General features: G+C 36.5%; 7 protein-coding genes. 3 read left to right on the top strand and 4 right to left on the bottom strand.

What is annotated here, in order from left to right; translation table 11 throughout:
• Positions 1-54 precede the first annotated feature (54 nt).
• The 4 genes from ENO17_09155 to lexA form a co-directional block, all read right to left on the bottom strand.
• Positions 55-1,269: a DNA polymerase IV gene (locus ENO17_09155; GenBank protein HER25201.1), complete on the bottom strand. Its 1,215-nt coding sequence runs from the start codon at positions 1,267-1,269 to the stop codon at positions 55-57.
• Positions 1,270-1,449: 180 nt separating this feature from the next.
• Complete coding sequence (locus ENO17_09150; GenBank protein HER25200.1) at positions 1,450-4,578, bottom strand: DNA polymerase III subunit alpha; 3,129 nt, start codon at positions 4,576-4,578, stop codon at positions 1,450-1,452.
• A 234-nt stretch (positions 4,579-4,812) separates the two neighbouring features.
• Positions 4,813-5,637, bottom strand: a complete 825-nt coding sequence (locus ENO17_09145; protein HER25199.1) for a DUF72 domain-containing protein — start codon at positions 5,635-5,637, stop codon at positions 4,813-4,815.
• A 5-nt stretch (positions 5,638-5,642) separates the two neighbouring features.
• Positions 5,643-6,254, bottom strand: coding sequence for a transcriptional repressor LexA (gene lexA / locus ENO17_09140; GenBank protein HER25198.1), 612 nt, complete (start codon positions 6,252-6,254; stop codon positions 5,643-5,645).
• A 375-nt stretch (positions 6,255-6,629) separates the two neighbouring features.
• On the opposite strand from lexA, the gene ENO17_09135 reads away from it, so the two are divergent.
• The 3 genes from ENO17_09135 (at position 6,630) to ENO17_09125 (ending at position 9,432) form a co-directional block, all read left to right on the top strand.
• A complete protein-coding gene (locus ENO17_09135; GenBank protein HER25197.1) occupies positions 6,630-7,886 on the top strand; it encodes a hypothetical protein in 1,257 nt (418 codons plus the stop codon).
• A gap of 123 nt (positions 7,887-8,009) precedes the next feature.
• Complete coding sequence (locus tag ENO17_09130) at positions 8,010-8,645, top strand: redoxin domain-containing protein (protein HER25196.1); 636 nt, start codon at positions 8,010-8,012, stop codon at positions 8,643-8,645.
• A 40-nt stretch (positions 8,646-8,685) separates the two neighbouring features.
• The gene (locus tag ENO17_09125; GenBank protein HER25195.1) at positions 8,686-9,432 is read left to right on the top strand and encodes a hypothetical protein; all 747 of its coding nucleotides are present in this window, start codon (positions 8,686-8,688) and stop codon (positions 9,430-9,432) included.
• Positions 9,433-9,724: the final 292 nt, after the last annotated feature.

The following is a 9,724-nucleotide window of genomic DNA, read 5'->3' as shown; positions in this document are numbered from 1 at the left end:
GCTCTTCAAAGAAAAAGGATTTGAATTTGAATCGTAAAAAAATAGCGCGAAATATCAAAGGAACGATTTTTCTGACGATAAATTAGAGAGAAGACTGGCTCGGGTTATGGCATTAGTACCGAATTTTTCCCTGACTTTATCTAAAGATTGGATCAATTGTTCCAATTTGTCCTCTTTGTCTTTTGATAATTTCAATTGTCTTATTCTATTCCCCGGGGTAAGATTGGAAAGTTTTATGCCTAAAAGTCTGACCCCGACTTTTTTGTATCTTACTTTTTCCAGGAGTTCTACCACACTCTTAAAAATGGTATCATCAAGATGGGTAGAATTTTCTAAGGTCTTGGACTTATTGAAGGTAGTAAAATCCTGAAATCTTATTTTCAAAGTGATGGTCCGACCTTTATAACCTTCTTTTCTGGCGGTATATCCCACTATCTGAGAAATTTTTAGCAGTTCTTTTAGAAGAACTGCTTTTTCGCTTATATTGCTGCCGAAAGTTGTTTCTTTGCCAATAGATTTTGCTTCAGATAGCGGAGTAACCGGACTGTTATCTATCCCTTGAGCCAGAAGCTTTATCTTTATCCCGTTTTTCCCCATAAGATTCTCTAGGATTATATCAGGCATTTTAGCCAGTTGTTCTACCTGGTAAATACCGGATTTTTTTAGCAGTTCTTCGCTCTTTTTTCCTATACCCCAGAGAGCAGATACCGGAAGGGGATAGAGAATTTTTTGAATATCTTCAGAAGGAATAAGGTAAAAACCATCTGGCTTTCCCAGGTTGGTGGCTATCTTGGCCAGGAATTTATTTTCTGCTATGCCCACCGAGATCTTAAGATTTAATTCTTGATGAATCCTTTCTTTAATTTTTCTACCGATGGTTTCGCTTGAGCCAAAGAGTGATTCGCATCCGGATACATCTAAAAAGAGTTCGTCTATACCCAATGGTTCTATTAAAGGAGTATAGGTACTGCATATCTGAAAGAATTTTTTAGATGCTTCCAGATATTTATTCATTTGGGAAGGAATAAAAATTCCCCGGTGACATTTTTGGCGGGCTTCCCAGATGGGCATACCGGCGTGAATACCGTATTTACGGGCTTCATAGGAAGCGGCACAAACCACTCCCCGATTTGAATTTCCTTTGCCGCCGCTTATTCCTCCCACAATAAGAGGCTCCCCCCGGTAGGCCGGGTTATCTCTTTGCTCTACCGAGGCAAAGAAGGCATCAAGATCCAGATGAATAATGGATAGTCGATTAATATTATTCATTATTATTTTTAAATTCCTTTCTTTTCAAGTAATTAGAAGTCAGTAGTAAAGCTATAATTAAAAATTTAAAACTTTTTTCGTACAATGTATGTTATCTAATATTACTTATTACAGGCAGACACAAGGTCTGCCCCCTACCTCAGTAGCCCCTGTTTTCTTTTTTTCACTATATACTAAAGACTAGTATATACTGTCTATATTCATAATCTTCCGGGCGATTATTTTAGAGTCACCGCTATCTTTGCTTAGCGTCCCTTCTATTAAAAGAGGTATTTCCATGCGAAAGAGATTAGAATATTTTTGATAGATATTCGGGAAGGCAATCACTTCAAAGAGACCTGCTTCATCTTCCAGGAGCAGGAAAGCCATTACCTGTTTTTGTCTGGTAAATTGTCTTCTGGTTTGAATTAGTATTCCTTTTATCAAAATTGGGTTCGGATAAAAATGACTTAATAGTTGATTGGAATTCATTATCGGCAGGTATGATAATATTTTATCATATTTTTTTAAAGGATAGTTAGTTATATATATGTCGAGTATTCCCTTTTCCAAACCCATTTGGAAAGATTGAGAAAAGGGATAAGCAGGAATAGAATCAGAGGAAATAAGTTCGGATATTTTGTTTTGATTTTCATCTTTAGCTTTGTTCTTTCTAACCTCCTTTAAAGTAAGAGGGAGCAGGGTTAACAATGCCGAACGGGGATAGGTAGTGAAATCGAAAGCCCCTATCTTAATTAAATTTTCTATTAATGTTTGATTAATTCTTAAAGAAATAGTTTTATAGCAGAAATCATACAAGGAATTATATCTTTTGCATTTTTCCCGGAGAGATAGGATGGATTTTAAATGCTTTTCTCCCATACCTTTTATTTTACCCAGTCCCACTCGAATAGCTCCATCTTCTACAGTAAAACCGGCTCCACTCTTATTTATATCGGGAAAGAGTATTTCAACCTTGAAACGCCGGGCTTCCTGAATATAGCGGTCAGGAGCATAATAACCCATACCGTAGGTGAGCAGGGAAGCCAGGTAGTAGGCGGGATAATGCACTTTAAGGTAACAGGTTACAAAAGAGATTAGAGCATAGGAGGTGCTGTGAGCTTTATTAAAACCGTAGTGGGCAAACTTGGAGATCAGGTAAAAAATTTTTTCTGCTTCTTCCCTGGTATTTCCCTGCTTGATAGCTTTTTTAAGAAAATTATCTCTTTGTCTTTCCATTTCTACTGGCGAACGGGAACTAATGGCTCGACGAAAGAGGTCGGCTTCTCCCAGGCTAAGGCAGGCAAAAAGCGAAACAACCTGCATAACCTGTTCCTGATAAAGAATGACTCCATAAGTATCTTTTAAAATGGGCTTTAATTTTGGGTGTAAATAGTCTATTTTCTCTTCTCCCCGTTTCCTTTTAAGATAATGTTCGGTCATTCCGCTATCCAAAGGACCCGGCCGATATAAAGATAGAGCGGCGATAACATCATCGAGATGTGAAGGGGAAAGACTCCTTAAAAGGGAAGACATCCCCGAGCTTTCCAGTTGAAAAATTCCCAGAGTTTTGCCCTTTTGCAGGGCAGAGAAGGTAGCTTCATCATCAAGGGGAATCTGGTCAAGAGTAATATTTATCTTTTTTTCTTTTAACATTTCCAGAGTTTTTTTAATGATAGTAAGACTGCGGGAGCCTAAGATATCTATTTTCAGCAGGCCTAAATCTTTGATGGATTCTTTTTCGTATTGACTGACGATTTCACCCTGATTGGTTACTTCCAAGGGAACTATTTCGGAAAGCGGCCTATCTGAAATGATCATGGAAGAGGCATGGACAGAGAGATGCCGGGGCATCCCTTCTATGGTTTGAGCAAGAGAGAATAGGGATTTAAGAGGTTCCTGGTCTTGAGGGAGCTTTTTCAGTCCGGGTAATGTTTTTAGAGAGGCTTTAATTACTCCGTGCAAGGAGAATATGGGCATAAGTTGGGCGATTTTACCTATATCCCGAGGAGGGAATTCCAATGCTCTTCCTGCATCTCGAATGGCTGAACGGGCGGCATAGGTGGAAGTAGTGCTGACATGGGTTACCCGGTTATTCCCGAATTTTTCAAAGATATAAGAAATTACTCTTTCTCTTCCCAGCTGGCCGAAATCTATATCAATATCCGGAAGGTCTATTCTTTCCGGATTAAGGAATCTTTCAAAGAAAAGTTGATATTTTAAAGGGTCTACCTCAGTTATATTAAGCAGGTAAGAAACTAAACTGCCTGCCGAAGAACCCTTACCCGGTCCTACCGGAATATGGTTTTGTTTGGCAAAGTAAACTATATCCCGGACAATCAGGAAATATCCGGCAAAGCCCATCTGGTTAATTATTTTTAATTCATGTTGCAGGCGTTTGGTAACTTCTGGCGAAGGAGGGAAATAATATTTTTTAAGGCCTTCCAGGCAAAGTTTTTTTAAGTAGTCCGGGGCGGAAGAAGAAGAGGGTAGAGGATAAGCCGGGAGATGAATTTGTCCTAAATTAAGTTCCAAGTTACACTTTTCAGCAATTTCCACTGAGTTTTTAAGAGCCTGAGGCAGGCGGAAAAATAGGTTATCCATCTCTGAGGGAGATTTAAAATAATATTCGGGAGTTTCCAGTTTTTGGTGATGAAATCTTTCTTTCGTTCCTAAGTTGGCAATCTTATTTAACAGATGTTGAGAGGATGCCTGATTTTTTTCTACGTAATGGACATTATTGGTGGCTACCAGAGGGATGTTTAGTTTTTCCCCTATTTCTATCAATGCAGAATTTATTTCTTTTTCTTTGCTAAGTCCATGAAAGGATAATTCTAAATAGTAGTTTTCTTTACCGAATAATTCTTGATACCAGCAAGCGGCTTTCTCGGCTTGCTCAGCCTTCTTTTGGGAGAGGAGAAGAGGGATTTCCCCTTTATTGCATCCGCTTAATCCGATAATTCCTTTGCTGTATTTAACCAAAATATCTTTTTCTATTGCCGGAATAGAGCCAGGATTAGATAAGTGTGCCCTGGTGACCATCTGGCAGAGATTGCTGTATCCTTCCCTGTTTTTAACTAAAAGAATAAGGTGATAGGTTTCTCTGGGTTTTTGATTATCGTTTATCCGTATTTCACAGCCAATAATGGGTTTTATTCCTGCGCTTTTTGCCTTTTTATAAAATTGAATAGCTCCGTAGAGCCCATCATGATCGGTTAAAGCCACTGCTTTCATCTTAAAGACAGCAGCTTGTTTAATCAAACCATCAAGACTGCAGAGCCCGTCTTGCATGCTGTATTGAGAGTGTACATGCAGATGTACCATATCCATTTTTTGAAATCCTTTCTGGTAATTAGCCAATTGACCAATTAAGTTGGTTGTTAGATTTAAATATAAGGTATAAAATAACAAGCTCACGGTTTTTAGTAGGGGTCGGATTTATCCAACCCGAAACATACGGGTTCTATGAATCGAACCCTCACTAACGACTATTCACTATTCACTAATGACTAGTATAGAACGAATGTTTGTATTAAGGAGCAAAAAAATATAAGCAATTTTCCTTTAAACCTGTTCTCCTTGCTTATTTTCTTTTTCTTTAATTTCTCCAGCTTTTATTTCTTCTTTAAGAAGTTTGATCAACATCAAGGCGTTTTTAACCGCCTGCCCCTTATAATGATTGTTCATAAAAATATACTGGTCGGTGGTCTTCTCGGCAATCTTTTTTATTTTAGGTATCCATTCTTTTAATTCGTCTTCGCTATAGAGATAATCATATCTCTGATAAGCCTTTTCGTGCTCCCACCAATTAGCCTTGTTTCGACCGTGAAATCGAATATAACCCAAATTGGAAGTCGCTTCAGCAATAGGCGGAATCAAACCTTTGAGCTGAGGTTGGTCCACACAGCAAAAACCGATGTCGTTGTTTTTTAAAATCCGGAATATTTCCTTATTTATCCAGTAAGAATTTCTAAATTCTACCACCAGAGGTATATCCTCCATTCTTTCTTTGAAGCGGAGAAGGTAATCCCGATTAGAGGGAGTATGATGAAAAGAATAAGGGAACTGGGCTAACACGCAGGCAAATTTACCTGCCTCCAGAAGGGGTTTTATGGATTCTTTAAAATCTTTAAAAATAGTGGGATTTTCTTCTCGGCTATGAGTCATTTCCTGATTGGCTTTTACTGCAAATTTAAAATCAGCAGGAACCTTTTGCTGCAAATAATAAAAAGATGCCGGATGGGGGATACGGTAATAGGTAGAATTAATTTCAGAAACCTTAAACTTTTGGGCATATAACTTCAGCATCTCTTTTTTATCAGTATTTTCAGGATAAAAGGTTCCTATCCAATCTTCATAACTATAACCAGAGGTGCCGACATATAGCATGGTTGCTACTTTTTTCCTCCGTTAAATCGTCTTAAAATTCCGATAACCTTACCCAGGATAATTGCATCTTTGGTGCTGATGGGCTGGTAAAGAGGGTTGGAAGGCTGAAGGGTAATCTGATTATCTTTTTTATATAATCTTTTTACTGTCACTTCCTCCTGATTTAGGAGAGCGATGACAATGTCTCCGTTGTCAGCATTTTGCTGGGGCTTAACCATGACATAATCGCCATTAAGGATATGATCACCAATCATACTGTCACCTTCAACTTTTACCATAAAACATTCTTCACTGCCAGAAAGCTGCTCCGGTATCGGTATGACTTCGGTGATATCTTTTAAGGCCCACAAGGGTTCTCCTGCGGCCACGCTTCCCACGACAGGTAGTTCATTGGTCCGAGGTATAATTTTAATGGCTCGAGATCTTTCCTTCTCCCGATGGATATAACCTTTCTTTTCCAGAATGGTAAGATATTTATGGGCGGTGGCAGAGGAAGTCACTCCCACTGCTTTACAGATTTCCCGAACAGTGGGTGGATAGCCATTTTCTTTGATCTTTTCTTGAATCAACTGAAGAGTCCTTTTATGATTTGGGTCAAGGGGTTCTTTTTTAAGCATCTTTAGTCTCCTTTCAAAATTTAAATAATCATCCACTATATCAACAAAATTTGTACTCTCTTTTATAGTATAAAATAAACGTATGTTTATTGTCAAGTTTTTTACGAAAAACTATTAATCGAGTTTCGAAATTTAATTCTTGACAATTGTAGATACACATGATAGATTTATCATGTTAAATTTAAAGTGTACTTCTGACTATAGAAAATATAGCAAAATCAAAAATTTTGAAATTTTAAATTTATATTGTATACTGAAGTTTATAATCCAGGAGAATTTTACCGCTTAAAATATGATATTTAAAGCGATCTATAGCAAAATAAAAACAATTATTAACTATACTGATTGGTATAATTAAAGGGGAAAGCTTTAATAATGAAAACTATTTTAACAAATAATAAATCAAATAGCGTAGACCAAAGAAAGTTTTATTCGATTTGGACTCTGGTTTTGCTTTCGTTGTTTTTTGTGATTTTTATAAGCCAAATATCTTCTCCATATACTATTAATTCCTTTGCCGCAAGCACCTCAAGTTCGATTAACTCCCCGGTTTATTTAGCTTATTTTTACGAAGTAGGGTGTCATGATTGCGAAAAAGTCAAGATTATATTAGGAGATATTTTCGCAAAATATCCAGATAATCTCATCATAGAAAGTTTCGATATTAACCTAACTGATAGTATGGAATTAGCCGAATCCTTAGGTGAATTATTTCAAATGCCGGAGGAGAAAAGACTTCTGGTACCGGTGATATTTATAGGGGATGATTATCTTTTTAGAGACGGCATTACCTTTGAAAATTTAGAGGAAGCAATTCAAAAATATTCAAACACCGAAACTATCGCTCCCTGGGAGAAAATTAAAGAAAAAGACCTTACTGCTAAAGATAGATTAATAGCTCGTTTTCAGTCTTTCGGTCTGACTGCGGTAGCGGTGAGTGGCTTGATTGATGGCATAAATCCCTGTGCTTTTGCCACCATTATATTTTTTATCTCTTATCTTACTCTGATCAATCGAAAAGGAAAGGAAATTCTCTGGGTAGGAGGAATGTTTGCCCTGTCCGTGTTTCTAACCTACTTCTTAATCGGGACCGGAGCCTTAAAGGTAATTACTTCTTTGTCTTTTTTGCCTTTAGTTCGAAAGATATTTGTTCTGGTTACTGCTGCCCTTGCCTTGATTTTAGGGATAGTCAGTCTATATGACTATCTCCAATTCAAGAAAAAAGGAAATAGTAAAGATGCCAAACTACAATTGCCCTCATTTTTAAAGAATATGATCCATTCTGCTATCCGTAAAAATGTAAAATTGGGTAATTATATTTTAATGGCTGCAGTAACTGGTTTTATAGTTTCTCTTTTAGAATTAGCCTGTACCGGTCAGATTTATCTTCCTACTATCATGTTCATCAGTGCTATTCCTGATTTAAAGGTTAATGCTTTATTTTATCTCTTATTCTATAATCTGATGTTTATACTGCCTTTGGTCCTGGTTTTTTCCTTTACTTACTGGGGAACTACATCGGCGCAATGGGCGGCACTCACTCAAAAGAATTTTGGGAAAATCAAAATGGCTATGACCCTGCTGTTTTTCGGATTAGCTATCCTGCTGTTTTATAGCGGAATTTATTATTAAAAACTGTGAATTTGTAACTTGTATCTAATACTAACGTATTATTAAATAAATAAGCAAGAAGCCCTAACGAATAATCTAATTGGTCAATTGGCAAATCGGTAAATTAATCAGGAGGCATTTCATATGATATCTTGTTTACATAAGAAAAAGGAGCATCTTTTAATCGCTTTATTATTAATTGTTATTTTTTGGGTTTCTTTTTGCCCCTCTGTTTTTTGTTCATCTTTTAGAAAAAATTTTCCTGCACCCAGCTTTACACTCAAGACTATAGATGGGGAAATCTTTAATTTGGAAGATTACAAAGAAAAACAAAAGCTCATTATTCTTTATTTTTATGATAATGAAAATAATGATTCAATAAACGGGATAGAAGAGTTGGCCAAGTATTTTGAAGTATACACCATTGAAGAACCTTATCAGGTTATTATGGTAAATACCCATAAGGACCTGAAAGAGGAAGAGATTGCTCAGATTAAAGAATTTTGGAATAATAAAAAAATATTTTTTCCCATCCTTTTAGACAGTCAGAATGAAGTGAGCAATCTTTATAATATTGAAGTTTTGCCCACTAATATCTTTTTAGATAATAATTTGATCGTAAAGAGGGTCTATCCGGGGCTAATCCCCAAACAACAAAATTTAATGTTCCAATATCTAACATATTTCTTAGGAGCTCAAGAAAAAAAGGTGTCCGAGAAAAAGCCCAAAAAAGACGACGGTTGTGATGATGGAGTATGTCCTCCTCCGCCAGGTTATTAGATAAGAAATAGAGAATAAATTTTACAGGGAGAAAAATAATATGAAAAAGCTATTATTTGGATTAATAATGATAGGATTAGTTATAGGTCTCTTCATCGGCTGCTCTCCGACTACTCCACCAATAGAACCAGAACCTGCTGAACGAGTGGTAATGATAGAACTTTATATGGCCATAGGTTGTTCTAATTGTGAATTAGTTGAGCCCATCTTAGAACAATTAGCAGAGGAATATGGTAATAATAAAGTGGTATTAGTAGAAGAAGCAGTTAATTGGAGTGAATATACTACTCCAGAAGTCTCTGAACGATATGACTGGTATTTTACTCCTGGCAGTGCTGATAGAGGTATACCTAATATCTTATTTAATGGATTAAATGAAAACTGGATTCATGGTTATGCTAATTACCAAACTATTAAAAGTAAAATTGATGCTGAACTGGATAAAGGTGCAAAAATTCTTATTACCTTAGATCCTAGAAATAGTAATGCCAATACAACCACCATTAGCGGTACAATTGAGAATGTAAGTTCTTCTTCTTTAAATAATTTAGAGATAAATGGAATGATTTTTATAGAACGTACAGAAGAAGAATTACAATATTCCGTTACTGATATTTTTGATGAACAGAAAATTGAAATTGATTCGCTCGCCTCTGAAGCATCCCTCGATTTTTCTTTTAATCTGGAAGGAATTAATTGGTCGGGTGATAATATACATGGAGTTATCCTTGTTCAAGCACCGGAAAGCTCAACCAAGGAAATTTTACAGGCAGCCTATGTGGAATAGCAATTAGTATTGCATATCGAGTATTGTGTATCGAGTGAAGAAAAAGATGTAAGGTACAAATTGCAAAAGGTAAGCTTTCACTTGTCGGTAGGGGGTTTGATTCATCAAACCCGTTTTTCGGGTCGGATAAATCTGACCCCTACATTAAAAGCAATATTTCAGATGGATAACTTTAAATTTCAAATTACGGCTTTTCGATGAATATTAATAGACAGGCGAGACGCCTGTCCTACAAATCGGTTAATTATATTATATTGTATCTTGAATTTAATACTAACGACGGAGTATGTAG

Source organism: Candidatus Atribacteria bacterium (genome assembly GCA_011056645.1).
Classification (GTDB): Bacteria; Atribacterota; Phoenicimicrobiia; order Phoenicimicrobiales; family Phoenicimicrobiaceae; genus Sediminicultor; species Sediminicultor quartus.
Note: the sequence above shows the minus strand (reverse complement) of the source record. Positions and strands in the feature narration are given on the sequence as shown.

Excerpts from the sequence above, each read along its gene's own strand:
- ENO17_09155 (HER25201.1), bottom strand. The coding sequence starts at position 1,269 with ATGAATAATATTAATCGACTATCCATTATTCATCTGGATCTTGATGCC.
- ENO17_09150 (HER25200.1), bottom strand. The coding sequence starts at position 4,578 with ATGGATATGGTACATCTGCATGTACACTCTCAATACAGCATGCAAGAC.
- ENO17_09145 (HER25199.1), bottom strand. The coding sequence starts at position 5,637 with ATGCTATATGTCGGCACCTCTGGTTATAGTTATGAAGATTGGATAGGA.
- lexA (HER25198.1), bottom strand. The coding sequence starts at position 6,254 with ATGCTTAAAAAAGAACCCCTTGACCCAAATCATAAAAGGACTCTTCAG.
- ENO17_09135 (HER25197.1), top strand. The coding sequence starts at position 6,630 with ATGAAAACTATTTTAACAAATAATAAATCAAATAGCGTAGACCAAAGA.
- ENO17_09130 (HER25196.1), top strand. The coding sequence starts at position 8,010 with ATGATATCTTGTTTACATAAGAAAAAGGAGCATCTTTTAATCGCTTTA.
- ENO17_09125 (HER25195.1), top strand. The coding sequence starts at position 8,686 with ATGAAAAAGCTATTATTTGGATTAATAATGATAGGATTAGTTATAGGT.